The following is an 18,358-nucleotide window of genomic DNA, read 5'->3' on the forward strand; positions in this document are numbered from 1 at the left end:
GACCTGTCGACCGACACTGAAGCTGAGCGCACCGTCGACAGGCCTCAACGGGGAAACTCGCAAGCCCGAGCGTCCAAGAAGTTTATATTGATCAAGCGTCATATCGCTGTCTCCTGATTGCGAGATCCAAGATAGACGCGCCAAGGAGAGCGAACAATTTGCCCAATGTTGACCACTATGGTAACTAATTCTAACCAATGGCGATCGATCTGAATGGCATCTCTGTTTTCCTGGCAGTCGCCGAAGCGCGGAGCTTTCGCGTGGCCGCGGAGAATCTGGGCGTCACGCGGCCAGCGGTCAGCCAGACGATCCGGCGTCTCGAAGATCGGCTTGGTGTGGCGCTCGTGCAGCGCACGACACGCAGCGTCAGTCTCACGGAGGCCGGCGAACAACTGTATCAGCGAGTGGCGCCGGCCATTTCCGAAGTCGGACTGGCGCTCGACGCGACGGCGGACCGCGACAGCGCACCGTGCGGAGTGTTGAGGCTGGCGGTGTCATCCATCGCCGAGCAGTTCATCTCCGGGCCGCTGCTGGCGCGATTTGCGGACACCTTTCCCGCTGTTCAGGTCGACGTGACTGTCACGGACGAGGAATTCGACATTGTCGCGGAAGGCTATGATGCGGGTGTACGTTTGGGCGAAGTCATCGATCGGGACATGATCGCTGTTCCGGTCTCGGGCGATCAGCGTCAGGGCGCCTTCGCCGCCCCATCCTACATCGAACGCTTCGGCAAGCCTGAGCATCCTTCGGAGCTCGCCGCGCATCGTTGTATTGGCTGGCGCCCGGCGCCACAAAGCGCGCCCTATCGTTGGGAGTTCGGCCAGCATGGACGCGAGTTCGATGTGGCTGTCGATCCCCAGATCACCACCAATGACATGTGGCTTATGATCCGAACAGCATGTGCCGGCGGCGGCATTACCTTCGGCATGGAAGACACGTTCAAACCCTATGTCGACTCGGGTCAGTTGGTCCCTCTCCTTCAGGAGTATCGCCCTCCGTTTGCCGGCTTTTTTCTTTATTACCCCAGCCGGCGCAATCTCGCTCCCAAGCTTCGAGCGCTCGTCGACCATGTCAAGCGGTGGCGATAGCGCCTGCCCATGAAATCGCTGTCGTGATAGGCACTACCGGGCAGGTCGATGCGGAACGCTCCGAAGCTCATGGTTACCTTAGCGCCGTTGCGGCATCGCGGATGACGGCCTGGATTGCCCGCTTGTCCAGGAGCGCCGGCTCCCACGAACCTGTCTTCGAGAAAAAGCGTTCGCACGCCTTGAACATGGGGTAATCGCGGACGGTTTCCCCAAAGGCATTGCCTCAGCAATATCTGACATGGGTGGTTGCCCCCGGTAAGATGGAAATACGGGCTCACGATTGGAACCGGGCCCAGCATCAAATGGGAGGCAACCATGGACCAATATATCGGGCTTGATGTTTCGCTGAAAGATACTGCGGTTTCGATCCGAGAGAATAGGAAGCGTATCTGGCGAGGGAAATGCCCTTCTGATCCGAAAGTTCTGTCGCAAATCATCCGCAAGCATGCTCCGCACGCAAAGCTAGTCGTCTTCGAGACAGGTCCACTGTCGACATGGTTCTATCATGCGCTGAAAGCCGAAAGAATTCCCGCGATCTGCATTGAAGCACGTCATGCGCAAAAGGTTCTGAATGAAACCCTCAATAAGACTGATGCCAATGATGCGGATGGCCTAGCGCAGTTGGCTGAAGCCGGATTTTACAAAGTCGTGCGAGTAAAGACTTTCGACAACATGGTGACGCGCACACTGGTGGCAGAGCGTAGCCAGCTCGTAAGCATTTCCAAGCAGCTCAGCAACCAAATACGTGGTCTTCTGAAAACGTTTGGTCTCATCGTGCCCAAAGGGGAAGGCGGGGTATTTGATGCCAATGTGAGAGCGCTGCTGAATGGAAATAGCGGCCTGGCAGCTGTGATATTGCCCCTGCTCGAGGCATGGCGCGATATACGTAAGCGCGCATCCAATCTTGATCACCAATTGCTCGTAGCTTCCAGACAGAGCCGGGCTACGAAGCTCCTGATGACGATTCCAGGCGTTGGTGCCGTCACGGCCGTCTCGTACATTGCCGCGATCGAAGATCCTGAAAACTTCCCCACCTCGCGCTCAGTTGGCGCTTGGCTAGGGCTGACGACGCGGCGCTATCAGTCCGGCGAAATCGATTATGATGGCCATATCTCGCGACGCGGTGACGGTCGGCTGCGGGGATTACTCTACGAGGCGGCAACCGTTCTCTTAACGAGAACCTCCGCCAGGACCGAATGCCGTCTCAAGACCTGGGGGCTGAAGCTGCGTGAGCGGCTGGGCTTCAAACGTGCCGCGGTTGCCGTTGCGCGAAAACTTGCCGTCATCATGCATAGGATGCTCAAGACCGGGGAAGCATTCAATCCATTGGCCGGCGCAGCGGCTTAACCGAAGCGCCGGCCTACCTGCCTCAGCACCTCAATCCGACTGAGATGCTGGGCGTCTCTGCTGTGGACGTGGGTTGGGTCATTCCGTCGATTCCGTCGCAGCTCGTTGAGACTGCGTCTTGAACATAGGAAGACCTGCCCTGCGAAAACCCATCATGCGGCGACTGCATGTCGACCGCGGAGACAACCGTGCTCCCAGCACCGGACGAATTTGCAGGAATAACAAGATGTCGAAAGGAAATGTGAAAAAGATCTCGCGCTAGCAACACGGCAACGAAATACCTCGTTTAAAATCCGCTTGACCCGATGCAGGCGATTAGACAACGGAATCGAACCATGGGCCCGTTGATAGCAATCACCGCTTTGCCTCTCGACGCGAAGTCATACGCCTATGACGTTCTGCAGCAATACACTGTAGAAGGCGTGGTTTAAACGGTCCGTTTTGAGTGCCGATTGCGCCCCAAAACGGACCGAAGACATCAGAGCCCACCGAGGCTCATATATTTGATGTTGAGATAGTCCTCGATCCCATGGGAGGAGCCTTCACGACCGATACCACTGTCCTTAACCCCGCCAAATGGGGCTTCCGGTGTCGTGATCACCCCGGCATTGATGCCGATCATGCCGCTTTCGATCGCACGAGCGACGCGGAAGGTGCGTGCCAGATCGCGGGTAAAGAAGTAGGCAGCCAAACCGAACTCCGTGTCGTTGGCGGCATCTATACCATCCTGTTCGTCCTTAAATCGGAACAGCGCCGCGACAGGACCGAATGTCTCCTCGTGGGCAATGAGCATGTCGGGGGTGGCGTCGGCGATGACCGTCGGTTCGAAAAACGTCGCACCCAGCGCGTGCCGCTGGCCGCCCGTTAACACGCGCCCGCCCTTGGCCTTGGCGTCCTCGACATGCGCTTCGACTTTATTGACCGCCGCCTGATTGATCAGCGGCCCTTGCTCGACACCGGCCTCGAAGCCGTTGCCGACCTTCAACAGCTTAACGCGCTCGGTGAGCCGCCGCGCAAATTCGTCATAGATACCGTCCTGCACATAGAAACGGTTGGTGCAGACGCAGGTTTGGCCACTGTTCCGGAACTTGCCGGCGATGGCCTGTTCGATGGCAAGATCAAGATCCGCATCGTCGAAGACAATGGTCGGCGCATTGCCGCCTAATTCCATGGATAGCTTTTTCATGGTGTCTGCAGATTGCTTATAGAGCAGCTTGCCGACGCGCGTGGAACCGGTGAAGGTGATCTTGCGCACCTTTGCGTTGCTGGTGAGTTCACCGCCGACCGCTGCGCCATCGCCCGTCACGACATTGACCACACCGGCCGGCACGCCGGCCTTTTCTGCCAGGATTCCATAGAGCAAGCCGCAGAACGGCGTGAACTCGGAAGGCTTGATGACGATGGTGCAACCGGCAGCCAGCGCCGGCGCCACCTTGCGAGAAAGCATCGAGAACGGGAAATTCCACGGCGAGATCGCGCCGACGACACCGACCGGCTCCCGCGTTACCAAGATCTGACGATCCTTCCATGGCGACGGCACGATCTCGCCGTTGATGCGCCGCGCTTCTTCGGCAAACCACTGGATATAGTCCGCACCCAGCTTCATTTCCGCGCGGGCTTCGGGCAGTGGCTTCCCCTGCTCCAGAGTGAGCATGGCGGCAAACGTGTCGAGGTTGTCGTGGACGATCTGCGCCATGTGGTGCAGCCGCGCGGCGCGCTCGGCCGCCGTTGTTCTCGACCAGCTGACGAACGCGGAGTGAGCTGCGTCGATGGCTCTGCGGGTTTCGGTCGCGCCAGTCCAAGGGATATCGCCGATCCGGGCTTCCGTCGCTGGATTTACCACCGCGTATGTCTTGCCGTCGTCGGCGCCGACCCATTCACCGGCGATATAGTTGGCTTCTTTCAACCAGCCATCGGCTTTGAGTTGTTCGATTGACATTGTCATTGAATTGCCTTTCCGAAGTCTATTGGACTGATCTGCGTCGAGCATTTACGCGGGGATGTTTTTCTGGTGGCGGTCGCCCTTTTGGCGACCGTGTCACGAAGGCGCCGTCAGTTCCAGGGTTCGCCGTTGCCGAACGACCAGTCGGAACGATCGACATAGACCATGTTGATCATGATATCGTCGGGGCGGACAGAAAGCTTCTCCTTCAATTCGTCGGCGATGAAGCGGAAGAAGGCAAGCTTGGAAGGCTTGTCGTTGCCGACGGTGCTAGTGACCTGGATGAGCAGGAAGTCCGGCGAGCGGTCGAAGCCGAGGAACTTGCGATCATAGATCAGGTTCTCTGCGGTGTGTTCACTGACGACGATGAAGCGATCGCCATCCGGAGCTTTCAGGACATCGACGATGCCCCGGTAGACGATGTCAGCGACGGCGGTGCGGTACTCAGTGGACTTTCCCTTGATGAGGTCGATACGGGCGAAGGGCATGATGGTCTCCTTTGATTGAGGTTGAAGTGCCAGGGTTGGGTTGGACGGGGTTGAGTTAAAGGTTTTCGGGGATCGGCAAATCTGGCTCTGCCGATTTTCTGTGACGACTAGCGTTCGTCGATTTCGGGCACGCCGCTATTGCGGTCGGCATAGGCGGCCTGGAAGGACGGCCGGGCCTGCCAGCGCTTCCAGTAAGCATCAATGTGCTCGAAGCGTTCATCCAGCGGTGTTGCGTTTATAGGGAGCTTCGAGAAGGCGATGGCAACGGCCATCGTCATGTCCGAGAAGGTCGGCGCGTCGCCGCCCAGCATCCATTCGCGTCCGTCGGCCAGGTGCTGGTTGACCAGGCTGGCATGCGCCAGGGCTTCCTTGCGGCAATGTTCGCCCCAGGCGTGATTGGTGGTGAGTTCGAGCTTAGGGCCAAGGCCCTGATGGAGAACGTGGAAGGCGGTGACGATGCGGTAGAGGATGTGCACCCAGATGCGGTTGCCCCACATATTGTCCAGCCCCTGCTCCAGTGCCGTCTCGCCCATGATCTTACGACCCGGCATGGACTGATCGAGGTAACGGGCGATGGCGTCGGTCTCGGCGATGTAGGTGCCGTCGGCCAGCTTCAAAGTGGGCGTTTCGCCCCACGGGTTCATCTTGACATGCCGCCATTGGCGCTGCTCGCCGACCGGGCTCATGTCGTAGACCTGCTCCTCGAAGTGAGAGGCGATGCCCTTCTCGTGCATGAAGAGGCGAAGGCGCTGCGGGTTTGGGAAAGCGGAGGGCGATGTGAAGAGGCGAAGTTTGTCTGACATAGTGATGTTCCCTTTTGGTTGGTTCGACTTTCTACCTGTCGTCAGGTAGTTAGTGAGCTACACCTACGCCTTGCTTTTTTCTCTGTCAACGACTATCTGTCGTCAGGTAGATAAAAATATCGATGCGATAAAAGGAAGCGACAGTGACTGCGGATACAAAGGATAGGATCATGGAGGCGGCAACGCTGACCTTGCAGGACCTCGGCTATGGCGGTCTTAGCTTTCGCGAGCTCGCCAAGGATGTCGGCATCAAGAGTGCCAGCATTCACTATTACTTCGCGACCAAGGGCGAGTTGGGTGCGGCTCTCGCCAATCGCTATACAGCCCATTATGGCGCTGTTCTCGACGAACTGCTAACGCAGGGTCTTGACGTCGAGACGTGCATGGCGCGCTACACCGACGTCTTCGCCGAGACGCTGCGCGCCGACAACCGCCTGTGCCTTGCCGGAATGTTGGGAGCCGAGCGCAATCAGCTGCCTGAAGAAGTCCAGGCCGAGGTTGTCAAATACGGGATAATGAACGAACGCTGGCTGGCCCGTGTGTTGGCTTTGCGCAACCCCGGCGGGGTCAAGGAGAATGAGCGTCAGGCTCGCGCCATCTATGCCGCCGTTCAGGGCGCACAGTTGATCGCCCACACCCGCAACGATGTTTCCCTTTACGAGGAGATCATCGCGACCTATCGCGCCAATGGCCTCATTCCGTAAATTCGATCACGCTTACGGTTTTTTCGCATGCGGAAGCAAACGCACTTGGCGCGAAGTTTATGTCATCAGGTATGATCTTATTTCATGCTGATTGTGCGACATACTCGCTTGTGAGTTCGTCGATTGTCGAGATACCGAGGAGCGCCATGTTCCGATGCAGTTCCGCATGAAGAATCTCTGCCGCTTTCATCACACCAAGCGGCCCGGCAACCGACGCGGCGTAGATGAAGGGGCGGCCGACGAAAACAAAGCGCGCGCCGAGGGCAAGTGCTTTCATAATGTCGGTACCGCGACGGAATCCGCCGTCCACCATTACCGCCATCTGGTCGCCCACACGATCTACTATGCCCGGAAGAGCGGCTAGAGGCGACATGGCGCCATCGAGCTGCCGTCCGCCGTGGTTCGAGGCGATCACTCCTTCGGCGCCCACAGCCTGAGATCTGGCAGCATCGTCAGGATGCAGGATACCCTTCACCACCAGCTTCCCGGTCCACCGGTTGCGGATGCGCTCGAGATGTGTCCAGTTCAGATGGTCCTTGCGTCCAAAATCTCGCATGACGTGAGAGGAGACGATCGGTGCACCGCGCGTAGCGAACGAGTTCTCGAAATGCGGGATGCCATGCTGGAGTAGGGTCCGCAGGAACGTGCCAACTGTCCACCGGGGATGAGTGATCCCCTCCCATGCAAGAGCGAGGCTTGGCCTGAGCGGCGTAGAAAAGCCTGCCCTGATGTTGCTTTCCCGGTTTGCCAATGCCGCGGTATCGACGGTGAGTACGAGTGTCTTGAATCCAGCCTCGGCCACCCGATCCACCAAGGCGTCGATCCGTTCGGGTTCTGCGGGAAGATACGCCTGAAACCAGGTGCCCGGCGCACTGGCAACCACGTCCTCAAGCCTGATCAGGGACGACCCGCTCATGATCATGGGAATTCCCGCTTGGCCGGCCCCTTGGGCGAGAACAAGATCACCACGGTAGGCCATGAGGGCACTGATGCCCATCGGTGCGATACCAAATGGCGCGCTGTAGCTCTCGCCAAAAATTGTCGTCTCTGTGCTCCGTTGAGAAACATCCCTCAACACGCGAGGCAGGAACGCATAGTTGGCGAGGTCTTCCCTGTTGTAGCGCAGCGATGCCCCGGTCTCGCTAGCACCTGCGACGTAACCGAAAAGCGGTCGCGGCAGATGGCGTTTGGCAGCTTTTTCGAAGTCATCAAGGCAAAGATATTTGTCGAGGGCCCGCGTGTTTGCCTGCATTTTGTTTATCCGATCAGGATCGCCCGGAAATCGTTGACGTTGGTTCCGGTCGGCCCGGTCACGAACAGATCGCCTGTGGCGTTGAACCCTGTCCAGGCGTCGTTCGAGACGAGCAGGTCATAAGGATCGAGGCCCGCAGCTCGAAGTCTGGCCACCGATCCAGCATCGACAAAGGCTCCGGCATTGTCTTCGGAGCCGTCTATGCCATCGGTGTCTGCTGCGAGAGCGGTGATGTCTCCATGTTCGGCGATCTCGATCGCCAGCGAGAGGAGGAACTCGGTGTTTCTTCCACCTTTTCCGTTGCCGCGAAGCGTGACCGTACTTTCCCCTCCCGACAGGATCACCACGGGTTTCCGAAACGGCTGGTCATTGCGCGCGACCTCCTTTGCGATCGCGGCATGAACCTTTGCGATTTCGCTCGCTTCGCCTTCGATGGCGTCGCTTAAAACGACTGCCGGAATGCCTTGCCGCCGCGCAAGTACTGCGGCAGCTTCCAGTGAAGTCCGGGCAGATCCGATGACTTTGATCTCGCTACTTCCAAAGCATGGGTGGTCCGGGTCGATTCCAGCTGACTCCTCGTGAATATGCCGGATGACACGCCCCGGCAACGCCATGCCATATCGCTCAATGACGCGAAGGGCATCTTGCGGGGTCGAGCGCGAGAGGACGGTCGGGCCGCTGGCAACCAGCTCGGGATCGTCTCCCGGGATGTCGGATACGATCAGCGTCACGACCTTGGCGGGATAGGCGGCGATCGACAGGCGTCCTCCCTTGATCTTCGAAACTTGTGTCCGAACGGTGTTCATTGCGGAGATGGGCGCACCCGACGAGAGAAGCGTCCTTGCAACTGCGATCTCATCATCCAGCGTCAGACCATCCGACGGAAAAGCCAGCAAGGACGATCCGCCTCCAGAGATCAATGCCACCACGAGATCGTCTTGGGTGAGATCGGAAACGGAATGCAGCAATCGCCTCGAAGCCTTCAGGCTTGCCTCGTCTGGAACCGGATGAGACGCCTCAATGACCTCCATCCGACCGCAGGACGCCCGTGTCCCGTGTTTCGTCACGACGACACCCTCGAGAGAGCCTTTCCACAGGTCGTCGAACGCACGCGCCATTTCCACCGATGCCTTGCCTGCTCCCACGACGACGGTCCGCCCTTTCGGCTGCTGCGGAAGGTTTGCCTTGATCGCTTCGTAAGGATCGGCAGCAGCGACTGCAGCGCGAAACAGGTCGGACAAAAAAGCTCTGGTGTCCGATACGGCCGCCATGATCAAGCGGCCACGATGTTCGTCGGTGTGCCCCGCTCGAACGCCTCGACGTTGTCGATTAGCTGATCGACCAGCGACTGGACCGCCTCGCGGCTAGCCCACGCCACGTGCGGCGTCAGGATGAAGTTCGGCAGATCGAGGAGACGCATCAGCGGATGATCGTCTGCAGGCGGCTCTGCGGTGACGACGTCGAAGCCGGCGCCACTGATTTGGCCGCTTCTCAACGCGTGCTCCAGCGCGGCCTCGTCGACGAGACCGCCGCGCGCGGTGTTGATCAGGAGCGGCCGCCTGGCCATCTGTGCGAACTCCGCAGTAGAGATCATGTTGCGGGTCGATGGCATCAATGGGGAGTGCAAGGTGATGATGTCGCTAACCTCGAGGACCTTCTCGAAGGGCGTATAGAGCGGCCCCATTCCTTTTGTTCCCTTGTAGTCGGAAAACAGTACCTTCATCCCGAAGGCCCGGCCAATGTCGGCCACCGAGCGCCCAAGAGCACCGTCACCGATGATGCCGAGCGTCGAACCGGCGAGATCGTTGATCGGGAAGTCGAAGTAGCAGAACTGGTTTGCTTCCTGCCAGCGCCCGGCCTGTACCGAGTTGCGATAGGCCAGGAGGCTGCGGCGAAGCGCAAGGATCAGAGCGAAGGTGTGTTCGGGAACGGTGTTGACTGCGTAGTTGCGAATGTTGGAGACCGTTACTCCACGCTGCGCGCAAGTGGCCACGTCAACGACGTCGGTGCCCGTGGCCGCCACGGCCACCAGCTTGAGGTTCGGGGCGGAGGCGATTGCCGGGCCTCGTACGGGCGCCTTGTTCGTGATGACGATGTCGGCATCCTTCATGCGCTCCGGCACCTCGTCGGGAGCCGTCTGGTCGAACTGAACGAGTTCATGAGCGAAGGAGAAGGCACGGAAGTGAATGTCGTCGGGCAAGGTCTTGCGATCTAGGAGAACAATGCGAAGAGGATTGCGGGTAGCATCAGGCATTGGGAGGACACCAAGTTCAGAGGGAGAACAGCGGCCGCTTTGAAGCGGCCGCTCACTTTTAAGATCAACCTCAGGCTTCTTCTTCCTGGAAGGCTTCTTCGCGGGTTTTGCGGAACGACGGCAGGATCATCAGGAGAAGCACGCCGGCTGTCGCGATCAGCAGGACGAGGCTGATCGGCCGCTCCACGAACACGCTGGGATTGCCGTGGGAGATTGTCAGAGCCCTACGGATGTTGGTTTCCAGCAGTGGCCCAAGGACAAACCCCAGAAGCAGCGGACCCGGCTCGCACTTTGCCTTACGGAAGGCATAACCCAGCAGGCCGAACCCAGCAGCCAGTGCCACGTCGAATATGCGGTTGTTGATGCTGTAGACACCGACACAGCAGAAGAGAAGGATCGCTGGATACAGCAGACGATACGGGACCGTCAGGAGCTTCACCCAGACCCCGATCAGCGGCAGGTTGATCACGACAAGCATCAGGTTGCCGATCCACATGCTGGCAACAAGACCCCAGAAGATTTCCGGCTGGGTTGCCAGGACCGTCGGCCCCGGCGTGATACCGTGGATGATGAAGGCGCTCAGCATCATCGCCATCATATTGTTCGACGGAATGCCGAGGGTCAGAAGCGGGATGAACGACGACTGCGCGCCCGCATTGTTGGCAGCTTCCGGTCCAGCGACACCCTCGACTGCACCTTCGCCGAACTCGTGAGGACGCTTGGACACCTTCTTTTCCACGGAGTATGCGCAGAACGATGCGAGCGTTGCACCGCCACCTGGCAAGACGCCGAGAAGCGTGCCGACGGCGGTTCCCCGCAGCACGGCAGGCCATGCGCGCCGGAAGTCTTCTCGGGTCGGCCAAAGGCGGCTCAGCTTGCTGACCAGCACGCCACGAGCTTCGACATTTTCAAGGTTCTCGATGATCTCCGAAAAGCCGAACAGCCCGATGGCAATGACCACAAAGTCGATACCGTCGAAGAGTTCGACCGCAGTGAACGTGAGGCGCTCCTCGCCGGAGCTGGCGTCAATACCGACCATGCCGAGTAGCAAGCCGAGAAGGATCATGCCGATCGCCTTCAGGACTGGTCCGCGCGCGAGAATTGTCGCGGCGAGAAGGCCGAACAGCATCAGTGACACGTATTCTGCGGGGCCGAATGAGAGCGCGAATGACGACAGAGTAGGTCCGGCAATAGCTATGCCGAATGTCGCGACGGTCCCGGCGAAGAAGGACCCGAGTGCTGCGACAGCAAGCGCCGAGCCAGCTCTTCCTTGTTGAGCCATCTTGTAGCCGTCGACAGCGGTAACCACGGAGGACGCTTCGCCTGGAAGGTTGACAAGGATCGCCGTGGTTGATCCGCCATACTGAGCGCCGTAATAGATGCCGGCGAGCATAATGAGCCCCGCCAGAGGCGGAAGGTAGAACGTGATCGGCAGCAGGACGGCGATCGTCGCCGTCGGCCCGATACCCGGCAGCACCCCGATCAGCGTGCCTAGCAGAGCGCCGAGCAGACAGAAGCCAAGGTTTGTCGGCGTCAGGGCCTCGCTGAAGCCCAACATGAGAAGATCGACGAAGTTCATGTCTTACCTCCCTCAGAACGGCCAGATGGGCATCTGGACCCCGAGGCCGACGATGAAGACCAAAGCGCCAAACGCTGTCAGCCCGGCAGTGAGCAAGATGACTTCGCGGAACCTTGAATCGCGATCAGCCATGCTGCCGACCAAAAGCAACCAGACGGAAGCCGCGACGAAACCCAAGAACTCAGCGACAAATGCGAATCCCACCACGGCGGCCAGGATGATCACCAGCGGCCACAGTCTCGGTTTATCGATGTCGACCCGTGCCCGGACCGCGCCGAACCCGCCAATCGCAACACCGATGATGATCAAAAGCCAGCAGACTATTCTCGGAAGGTAGCCTGGCCCCATGACGGATGCCGTACCCATGGTCAGGTCGCGCCCGGCCCAGAGGCCGAGCGCACCAAATCCGATGAAGAGCGCGGCGGTGAAGAGGTCCGGCCGGTCACCGGTTCCTCCAGCCTTGCGGGGAGCGGCCATCACTTCTGTTCCTTGGCCAGTTTCCAGATCGCGCCCAGACGTTCAGCTCTGACGGGAAGCTCCTTGTTCCACTCCTCGGATGAGCGGTAGGAAAGGGCAAGCGACATCTGCTTCGCCTTTGCCTGGAATTCTGGATTGTCGAGAGCCTTCTTCACTGCGGCCGAGAACTTCGTCCGGATTTCTTCCGGCACGTCACAACCCATCGCGATACCGCGCTCAGAACTCATCAGGACTTCGAACCCCTGTTCTTTTGCGGTTGGAAGGTCGGGCGCGATGGAGGCCCGCTCTTCCGCGAACTGACCGAGATTCTTGAACGCGGAGTGGTCGCTGCCCACGAACTCCCCGACGTTGATGCCGATCGTATCGACGTGGCCACCAAGAAGAGCAGTGCGGGCTTCGTTCGCGCCGTTGAACGTAACGGCCGTCAGGTCGATGCCTGCGGACTTCTCCAACTGGAGCATGGCAAGATGCTCATCGGTTCCCAGGCCGGTCGTGCCGACAGTCACGGCCCCGGGGTTCTCCTTCGCATAGGCGACGAGGTCTTTCAGCGTGTTGAACTTGGAATTGGCCTGCACGATGAAGGAGCCGGGGTCTTCGACGATCCGCGCGACGACGCAGAGCTTCTTCGGATCGAAACGGACCTTGCGATCCATCTGCATCGTCAGATAGCCCGGGGTGTTGAGCGAGGAAACCGTGTAGCCATCGGGGCGAGCCTGGGTCATCGCAGTGTAGGCGATCTCACCGGAGGCACCCGGGCGGTTCAGAATGGTGATTTTGCCGCCCAACTCTTTCTCGACGAAAGGGGCAAGCGTCCGGTTCATCACATCGGTGCCACCGCCCGGAGCGAACGCCACGATGAACTCGATTGGACGGTCGGCAGGCCAGTCGGCATGTGCTACGCCAGCGCCGAAGAGCAGCGTCATCGCCAAAGCGGTGTTTCTGATCAGATGCTTCATCTTATCCTCCCAGGATAGTGTTGATTGATGTTCCAGTGCCTTCATGACTGGCCGACGTTTCCCCTCCGGAGCGTCGGCCAGCATCGTTCAGTTCGTCGACGGTAGCTCGCATCCGGCCTTGACGAGGGCGTCGTTGAACCATGTCGGATTGTGCGTGCCCGCTTTGATATTCTCGATCTGCTTTTGCTCGGCGGCGTGCTTGGCGACCGTCCTTTCGTAGACCTCTGCGGCGTCGTCGATCGGGACAACGACAACGCCGTCCGCGTCGCCAACGATCAGGTCCCCCGGCATGATCACCATTCCGCCAATGGCGATCGGCGTGTTGATCTCGCCCGGTCCGTTTTTGTAGGGACCTCGATGGGTGACGCCTACTGCGAACGAGGGGATGTTCATCTCGAGGAAGGCGTCCGCATCACGGATCGCACCGTTAAGAACGAAACCGACGACGCCACGGCGATGAGCGTAGTCGAGCATCATCTCGCCCATCAGGGCGTGTGTCACGTCGCCCCCGGCATCCATGACAATGACGTCGCCGTCCACGGCCATGTCCATCGCCTTGTGCAGCATGAGGTTGTCGCCCGGAGGAGCTTTGACGGTCAGTGCGCGGCCGACAAGTTTGCCATCGCGGTGCATCGGGCGAAGCTGGGCCCCGCCCGCGTACATGCGGTGCATGCTGTCGCTGATGTTAGCGACTGGAAGCTCCTTGAACTTGTCGATCCATTCCTGATCGATGACCCTGTCCCTATTTCGAACCCTGAATCCTATGGTCAACGTCGTCTCCTTATGCTGTTGAATTTGTGACGTATCAGGCGGGCGTCTTGGCCAGTGCCCGGTGGTTAACGATCCTCTCGCGACCAAGGGGACGTCCTTCCACAATGGCGAAGATGCCTTCCACCGCGTCCACCCCCACGCGAACGTTGGCCTCTTGGGTTACGCCGCCGATATGCGGTGTGACGACGATCCGCTGGTTCTGCCAGAATGGATGGTTGTCCGCGGGCGGCTCCGTCTGGAACGTGTCCAGCCCGGCCCCGGCGATCTGTCCGCTCTCGACGGCGCGAAGGAGCGCTTCCTCGTCGATCAGGCCGCCCCGAGCGGTGTTGATGACAAATGAGCCCGACTTCATCATACCAAGGCGGTGATCATTCAGCAGGTTACGGGTCTCGGGAGTAAGGGGGCAATGGAGGCTGACAATATCGGAGGACGCGATAAGGTCGTCGACATCGGCTGCTCGGGCGACTCCTGCCTCGGCAAACGCCGCTTCGTCGGTAAATGGGTCGAACGCCTGCACCGTTAAGCCTAACCCCTTGGCAAAGAATGCGGTATGGCGAGCGATTGCTCCGAAGCCGACAAGGCCGATGGTCATGCCGGCGAGTTCCCTCCCAGAGAAGCCCGGCTTCTCCCAGCGTCCGGCGCGCAGGCTGCTGTCGAGTGGCACGATCCGCTTTACCACGGCAAAGAGCAGTGCAATCGCATGTTCAGCGACCGAAAGGGCATTCGCGCCGGCAGCGACGACAACGGGTATATCGCGGCGCGACGCGGCGTCCACATCGATATTGTCGACGCCGACACCGTGCTTCGAAAGGACACGGAGCGAAGGCGCAGCCTCGATCGCCGCAGAACCGAACCGTCCCATGCGCACCACGACGCCCACGGGATCAAGTTCCGTCACGATGCGGACCAGATCGTCTTCGCTCGTGTAAGGGGGGACGTAAGACACCTGGTAGCCCTTGCTGGCAATCAGGCTCACGGCTTGTTCATTGATGGCTGGTCCAGTGACCAGGATGTTTCGGCTTCCCATGCGTACCTCGAACTGGAATGCGCGAGGACGCGGCGCTGCTTTCGCACCGTTTCATCATCCTCCCATACGCCAAAGTTCCTCCTGGCGTCTCCTGAAGAGAACGTAACATAAGAGAGCCTTGATTAAAGCGAATAATTCTGGCCAACATGGACAGGAAAACTTAATACGTGGGAGGTCGGTTTGGATACGCGGCAACTCAAAACCTTCATCGCGATAGCTGAGCACGGCACTTTTGCAAAGGCTGCCGAGGCCGTAGGTTTAACTCCATCCGCAGTCAGTCAGCAGATGCAAGCACTGGAATTGGAGGTCAGCGGAGAGCTGTTCGATCGCTCGACCAGGCCCATCACGCTTAACGGCCATGGTCTACAGATGCTCGAAGCAGCACGTACTCTGGTTCGTGGTGCAGACAACATCATTGACGCTATCTCCGGCAGAGCCGTGAGCGGCACGTTCACGATTGGCTCCGTTCGCTCAAGTGCTCTTTCGCTCCTGCCTCTCTCAATCGTCGCCCTCAAGGCCGACTATCCTGATCTCAGGATCAAGCTCCAGGTCGCCAATACGGATGAATTGATGAACGATGTCATGTCAGGCCGTCTGGATTGCGCGATGGTCGCCGAATATTCCGGAATTCCTTCAGCCTTAAGGTGGCACCCGTTTATCAATGAACCTCTTCTGGTCATCGGTCCTGACGGCACTCCACCCATGTCTGGCCTCGATATGCTTTCGACGCTGCCTTATGTCAGGTTCAACAGTAAATTCAGGCTCGCCCAGATTATCGAGACCGAGCTTGCAAAAACCGGCGTCGAGCCAAACTTGATCGCCGAGATCGACACGATTGCGTCGGTGGTCTCTTGCGTTATTCACGGTCTCGGCGTGTCCGTGGTTCCCTGGATCGCGTTGAGAGACATTGCAGCTCCGATCGTCTCGGTACCCTTTGGCGAACCGCAGATATTGCGGCCGATCGGGCTGCTGGAAAGGCGATCTGGTACGCGCACTGCCATCATCGATCGGCTGCATCAGCACTTGAGTAGGCTCAGCGCGCCATACGGCGTAGCGCGTTGATTAAGGCTTTTGCGCCCATGACTGGATTCGGCTAACCGAAGAACGTCCGACTGTGATCAGATCGAGAGACTTTTCATTTGGTTCTCCGTAAAGTCCGCACAGCGGTGGACGGTTTCTATAGCCAGCTTTCTGTCGGGCGAAAAGGTCACCTCCGTCGACCGATCCTGCTTCCGCTTCGGTTGGGATGCGCCTCAAGCGCATCCAGAATTATTTCGGCCAGTATTTTTCGATGTAGCGGTTCATCTCCGACAGCATGAGCTTGCCCGAGTGATCAGCCTTATCTTCCCAAGCAAAAACACAGGCGGTCATGATCCCATTAAAACCGATCTCCGCCAGCGTTCCAAAGAAGTCGTCCCATGGAACCTCGCCTTGGCCGATATTGAGGTGCTGATGCACACGAGCCTGCGTGCCGGGCGGGTTCAGGATGTAGCGCAGGCCGGAGCTTGCCTTGTGATTGAACGTGTCGCCGACATGCACGTGAGCGAGAACATCCTTTGCCTCGCGCAGCATCGCCTTGGTATCATCGCCGAAGTAGAACGTGTGTGGCGCGCAATAGAGGAACTTCACATTCTTCGAGTTGACAGTCCGGATGATGTCTAGAGCTGGCTGCAGTGTCTCGCACCAGTCTTCAGGATGCGGCTCGATATTGAGCTGGATGTTTTCACGTTCAAACACCGGCACCAGCTCCTCGATCGAGCGCCACCAGGCGTCCTCGCAGGCCTCGATCATCGATCCCGTGTGGCAGCAATAGCAGCTTCCCTTGTCGGGATGCGGTCCACGGCCGAACTCGGAGTTCATCGTGTCTATTTCCATCTCGACGGCAATTTCGATAGCACGCTTCCAGTGCTTCACCGCCGCCTGGCGCTCCGTCTCATCATTCGAAGCCCAACGATACATTGGGAGAAGCGAAGCGATCTTGACGTTCTCGGCCGCCAGCGCTTTCTTGAACTCCTTAATGCGCTGCGGGAACACTCGCGGCGCCTTGAACCATTCGAGAAAATCGGCGCGCGGGCTCATCTCGATCCAGTCGTAGCCAAGCTCGCGCACCTTGCTCGGCAGTTCCTCAAGGCTCAAGTGACGATGCATGAACGGGTCTATTGCGATACGCATTTCTGCCTCCGGGCGAATATATGTCGAGGTTGCGCTTTCTGGCGCGGTCTTAGCGGTTGCGGGCCAGGAAGGTGTGGCCCGCAACCAGAGGCCGTCTACTTCGCGTAAGCTCCTTGGAGTAGTCGATCATGCCGTTGCATAGAACGGTCAGAAAGTTGTCGTCGAACAAGGCCATCGACGCACCGATGTTCTTGGCATGTGGGGTTCCCGCCATCAGGCCTCCCAATAGGCTGTCATAGTCAATTTGGATTCCCTGCTGCCCTCCTCCCTGATTAACAGCTCTACCTGAGGGAGGGTGCGACCGTCGTACCCTGTTACCCAATCACCGATAGTCGACCCAGAGTCCGCCGAGGTCGGCAGACCGCACGCAATTCTCTACCCAGCGCACCCCTTCCACACCTGCCTCGATGCCCGGATAACGGATGCTCGCCAAACGGCCTGCATCGTTTTCGTTGCGCGCTTCCATGGCAATGGCGAAGCGGTCGTAAAGGTTGGCCCAAGCCTCGAAAAGGCCTTCCGGATGGCCTGCACCGATACGATCGTCGGCAAGCGCCCTTGCATGCAAGTAGCCCATGCCACGCTCCAGGATACGCACCGGCTCGCCCTGCACCTCCAAGCGAAGCTGGTTCGGCTGCTCGTCCCACCACTCGATCGATGCCTTCGACCCGACGATGCGCACCTTTTGTCCGTGCATGGAACCCGCGTTGATGGCGCTCGACCACACGGTGCCGAAGGCGCCGTTGTCATATTCCATCAGGGTCATGGCGTTGTCTTCCAGCGGTGCGCGTGTCTTTACGAAGCTCTGGCGGGCGCAGAGAAGCCGCTTGATATGAAGATCAGGCAGGATGACCTCGGAGATATAAAGCGGATGCGTACCAATATCGCCGAGGACATAACTTGGGCCGGCGAATTTGGGATCGACGCGCCAGCGAGTCGCCGGATTTTGAAGCTCGACAGCCTCATTATGAAAGCCATGAGCAAATTGCAGGTTTACCAGACGGATTTCACCCAGTTCGCCGGCTGCAACGAGTTCGCGGGCGTGCTCGATCACTTGGTGGCCGCTGTAACCGTAAGTCACACCGACAATACGGCCACGCTCTGCGGCAATACGCTGAAGATCCTCGGCCTCGGCCACCGTGAAGCATAGCGGCTTTTCGCACACCACATGCAGCCCGCTTTCGAGCGCTGCCTTCGTGATCTCGTAATGGGTGTTGTTGGGTGTGGCGATCGACACTGCCTCGATGCCATCCGGACGCTTTGCTTCCTCCGCGAAGAGCATTCGCCAATCGGCGTAGCATCGCGAGGCCTCAAGACCCAGCTCGATGCCGAAGGCGCGGCCGCGTTCTGCATCGATATCGAAGGCGCCCGCGACGAGATCGAAGTAGCGATCGCGAAGCGCGGCACTGCGGTGAATATAGCCGATCTGACTGCCCCGGCCGCCACCAACCATTGCCCAGCGTAGCGGTCGTTTCGTCTGACGAGTTCCGTAAATCATGAG

General features: G+C 59.0%; 17 protein-coding genes and 1 pseudogene. 4 read left to right on the forward strand and 14 right to left on the reverse strand.

Annotation, left to right across the window (positions count from 1 at the left end):
- The first annotated feature begins 197 nt into the window (after window positions 1-197).
- Entirely contained in the window at window positions 198-1,088 is an 891-nt protein-coding gene (locus J2X71_RS35535) for a LysR family transcriptional regulator (protein WP_310389925.1), read from the forward strand.
- Window positions 1,089-1,403: 315 nt separating this feature from the next.
- On the forward strand, window positions 1,404-2,435 hold the full coding sequence (locus J2X71_RS35540; protein ID WP_310389927.1) for an IS110 family transposase: 1,032 nt from the start codon (window positions 1,404-1,406) through the stop codon (window positions 2,433-2,435).
- A 478-nt stretch (window positions 2,436-2,913) separates the two neighbouring features.
- Here the strand turns inward: J2X71_RS35540 and J2X71_RS35545 are convergent, their stop codons facing one another.
- The 3 genes from J2X71_RS35545 to J2X71_RS35555 form a co-directional block, all read right to left on the reverse strand.
- Window positions 2,914-4,380: an NAD-dependent succinate-semialdehyde dehydrogenase gene (locus J2X71_RS35545; RefSeq protein WP_405049789.1), complete on the reverse strand. Its 1,467-nt coding sequence runs from the start codon at window positions 4,378-4,380 to the stop codon at window positions 2,914-2,916.
- 107 nt (window positions 4,381-4,487) lie between these two features.
- Window positions 4,488-4,865: a tautomerase family protein gene (locus J2X71_RS35550; protein WP_113322637.1), complete on the reverse strand. Its 378-nt coding sequence runs from the start codon at window positions 4,863-4,865 to the stop codon at window positions 4,488-4,490.
- 107 nt (window positions 4,866-4,972) lie between these two features.
- A complete protein-coding gene (locus J2X71_RS35555; RefSeq protein ID WP_310389930.1) occupies window positions 4,973-5,668 on the reverse strand; it encodes a glutathione S-transferase N-terminal domain-containing protein in 696 nt (231 codons plus the stop codon).
- Window positions 5,669-5,811: 143 nt separating this feature from the next.
- Between J2X71_RS35555 and J2X71_RS35560 the strand changes: the two genes are divergently transcribed.
- Complete coding sequence (locus J2X71_RS35560) at window positions 5,812-6,372, forward strand: TetR family transcriptional regulator (RefSeq protein WP_113322639.1); 561 nt, start codon at window positions 5,812-5,814, stop codon at window positions 6,370-6,372.
- A gap of 82 nt (window positions 6,373-6,454) precedes the next feature.
- Here the strand turns inward: J2X71_RS35560 and J2X71_RS35565 are convergent, their stop codons facing one another.
- The 8 genes from J2X71_RS35565 to J2X71_RS35600 all read right to left on the reverse strand — a co-directional run bounded on the left by J2X71_RS35565 (window position 6,455) and on the right by J2X71_RS35600 (window position 14,688).
- Window positions 6,455-7,624 carry an alpha-hydroxy acid oxidase gene (locus tag J2X71_RS35565; protein ID WP_310389933.1) on the reverse strand — a complete coding sequence of 390 codons (1,170 nt, stop codon included), beginning with the start codon at window positions 7,622-7,624 and terminating at the stop codon, window positions 6,455-6,457.
- A gap of 5 nt (window positions 7,625-7,629) precedes the next feature.
- Complete coding sequence (locus J2X71_RS35570; RefSeq protein ID WP_113319466.1) at window positions 7,630-8,895, reverse strand: glycerate kinase; 1,266 nt, start codon at window positions 8,893-8,895, stop codon at window positions 7,630-7,632.
- Window positions 8,896-8,897: 2 nt separating this feature from the next.
- Entirely contained in the window at window positions 8,898-9,878 is a 981-nt protein-coding gene (locus J2X71_RS35575) for a D-2-hydroxyacid dehydrogenase (RefSeq protein ID WP_113319465.1), read from the reverse strand.
- A 70-nt stretch (window positions 9,879-9,948) separates the two neighbouring features.
- On the reverse strand, window positions 9,949-11,457 hold the full coding sequence (locus J2X71_RS35580; RefSeq protein ID WP_113319464.1) for a tripartite tricarboxylate transporter permease: 1,509 nt from the start codon (window positions 11,455-11,457) through the stop codon (window positions 9,949-9,951).
- Between the two features lie 12 nt (window positions 11,458-11,469).
- Entirely contained in the window at window positions 11,470-11,934 is a 465-nt protein-coding gene (locus tag J2X71_RS35585; RefSeq protein WP_310389936.1) for a tripartite tricarboxylate transporter TctB family protein, read from the reverse strand.
- The gene (locus tag J2X71_RS35590; protein ID WP_310389938.1) at window positions 11,934-12,890 is read right to left on the reverse strand and encodes a tripartite tricarboxylate transporter substrate binding protein; all 957 of its coding nucleotides are present in this window, start codon (window positions 12,888-12,890) and stop codon (window positions 11,934-11,936) included. Before J2X71_RS35590 ends, J2X71_RS35585 begins: the two co-directional genes overlap by 1 nt.
- A gap of 87 nt (window positions 12,891-12,977) precedes the next feature.
- Window positions 12,978-13,661: an RraA family protein gene (locus J2X71_RS35595; RefSeq protein ID WP_310389939.1), complete on the reverse strand. Its 684-nt coding sequence runs from the start codon at window positions 13,659-13,661 to the stop codon at window positions 12,978-12,980.
- Window positions 13,662-13,695: 34 nt separating this feature from the next.
- A complete protein-coding gene (locus J2X71_RS35600) occupies window positions 13,696-14,688 on the reverse strand; it encodes a hydroxyacid dehydrogenase (protein WP_310389941.1) in 993 nt (330 codons plus the stop codon).
- 180 nt (window positions 14,689-14,868) lie between these two features.
- On the opposite strand from J2X71_RS35600, the gene J2X71_RS35605 reads away from it, so the two are divergent.
- Window positions 14,869-15,750 carry a LysR family transcriptional regulator gene (locus tag J2X71_RS35605; RefSeq protein WP_113319460.1) on the forward strand — a complete coding sequence of 294 codons (882 nt, stop codon included), beginning with the start codon at window positions 14,869-14,871 and terminating at the stop codon, window positions 15,748-15,750.
- 207 nt (window positions 15,751-15,957) lie between these two features.
- Here J2X71_RS35605 and J2X71_RS35610 read toward each other — a convergent pair whose 3' ends face one another.
- From J2X71_RS35610 to J2X71_RS35620, 3 genes and pseudogenes are all read right to left on the reverse strand, one after another.
- Window positions 15,958-16,860, reverse strand: a complete 903-nt coding sequence (locus J2X71_RS35610) for a sugar phosphate isomerase/epimerase family protein (protein WP_113319459.1) — start codon at window positions 16,858-16,860, stop codon at window positions 15,958-15,960.
- 103 nt (window positions 16,861-16,963) lie between these two features.
- Window positions 16,964-17,074: pseudogene (locus tag J2X71_RS35615) on the reverse strand (rhizopine-binding protein); the annotation flags it as partial.
- A 108-nt stretch (window positions 17,075-17,182) separates the two neighbouring features.
- On the reverse strand, window positions 17,183-18,355 hold the full coding sequence (locus tag J2X71_RS35620; RefSeq protein ID WP_310389945.1) for a Gfo/Idh/MocA family oxidoreductase: 1,173 nt from the start codon (window positions 18,353-18,355) through the stop codon (window positions 17,183-17,185).
- Window positions 18,356-18,358: the final 3 nt, after the last annotated feature.

This window comes from Rhizobium sp. 1399 (genome assembly GCF_031455475.1).
GTDB lineage: Bacteria > Pseudomonadota > Alphaproteobacteria > Rhizobiales > Rhizobiaceae > Rhizobium.

Excerpts from the sequence above, each read along its gene's own strand:
- J2X71_RS35535 (WP_310389925.1), top strand. The coding sequence starts at position 198 with ATGGCGATCGATCTGAATGGCATCTCTGTTTTCCTGGCAGTCGCCGAA.
- J2X71_RS35540 (WP_310389927.1), top strand. The coding sequence starts at position 1,404 with ATGGACCAATATATCGGGCTTGATGTTTCGCTGAAAGATACTGCGGTT.
- J2X71_RS35545 (WP_405049789.1), bottom strand. The coding sequence starts at position 4,380 with ATGACAATGTCAATCGAACAACTCAAAGCCGATGGCTGGTTGAAAGAA.
- J2X71_RS35550 (WP_113322637.1), bottom strand. The coding sequence starts at position 4,865 with ATGCCCTTCGCCCGTATCGACCTCATCAAGGGAAAGTCCACTGAGTAC.
- J2X71_RS35555 (WP_310389930.1), bottom strand. The coding sequence starts at position 5,668 with ATGTCAGACAAACTTCGCCTCTTCACATCGCCCTCCGCTTTCCCAAAC.
- J2X71_RS35565 (WP_310389933.1), bottom strand. The coding sequence starts at position 7,624 with ATGCAGGCAAACACGCGGGCCCTCGACAAATATCTTTGCCTTGATGAC.
- J2X71_RS35570 (WP_113319466.1), bottom strand. The coding sequence starts at position 8,895 with ATGGCGGCCGTATCGGACACCAGAGCTTTTTTGTCCGACCTGTTTCGC.
- J2X71_RS35575 (WP_113319465.1), bottom strand. The coding sequence starts at position 9,878 with ATGCCTGATGCTACCCGCAATCCTCTTCGCATTGTTCTCCTAGATCGC.
- J2X71_RS35580 (WP_113319464.1), bottom strand. The coding sequence starts at position 11,457 with ATGAACTTCGTCGATCTTCTCATGTTGGGCTTCAGCGAGGCCCTGACG.
- J2X71_RS35585 (WP_310389936.1), bottom strand. The coding sequence starts at position 11,934 with ATGGCCGCTCCCCGCAAGGCTGGAGGAACCGGTGACCGGCCGGACCTC.
- J2X71_RS35590 (WP_310389938.1), bottom strand. The coding sequence starts at position 12,890 with ATGAAGCATCTGATCAGAAACACCGCTTTGGCGATGACGCTGCTCTTC.
- J2X71_RS35600 (WP_310389941.1), bottom strand. The coding sequence starts at position 14,688 with ATGGGAAGCCGAAACATCCTGGTCACTGGACCAGCCATCAATGAACAA.
- J2X71_RS35610 (WP_113319459.1), bottom strand. The coding sequence starts at position 16,860 with ATGCGTATCGCAATAGACCCGTTCATGCATCGTCACTTGAGCCTTGAG.
- J2X71_RS35620 (WP_310389945.1), bottom strand. The coding sequence starts at position 18,355 with ATGATTTACGGAACTCGTCAGACGAAACGACCGCTACGCTGGGCAATG.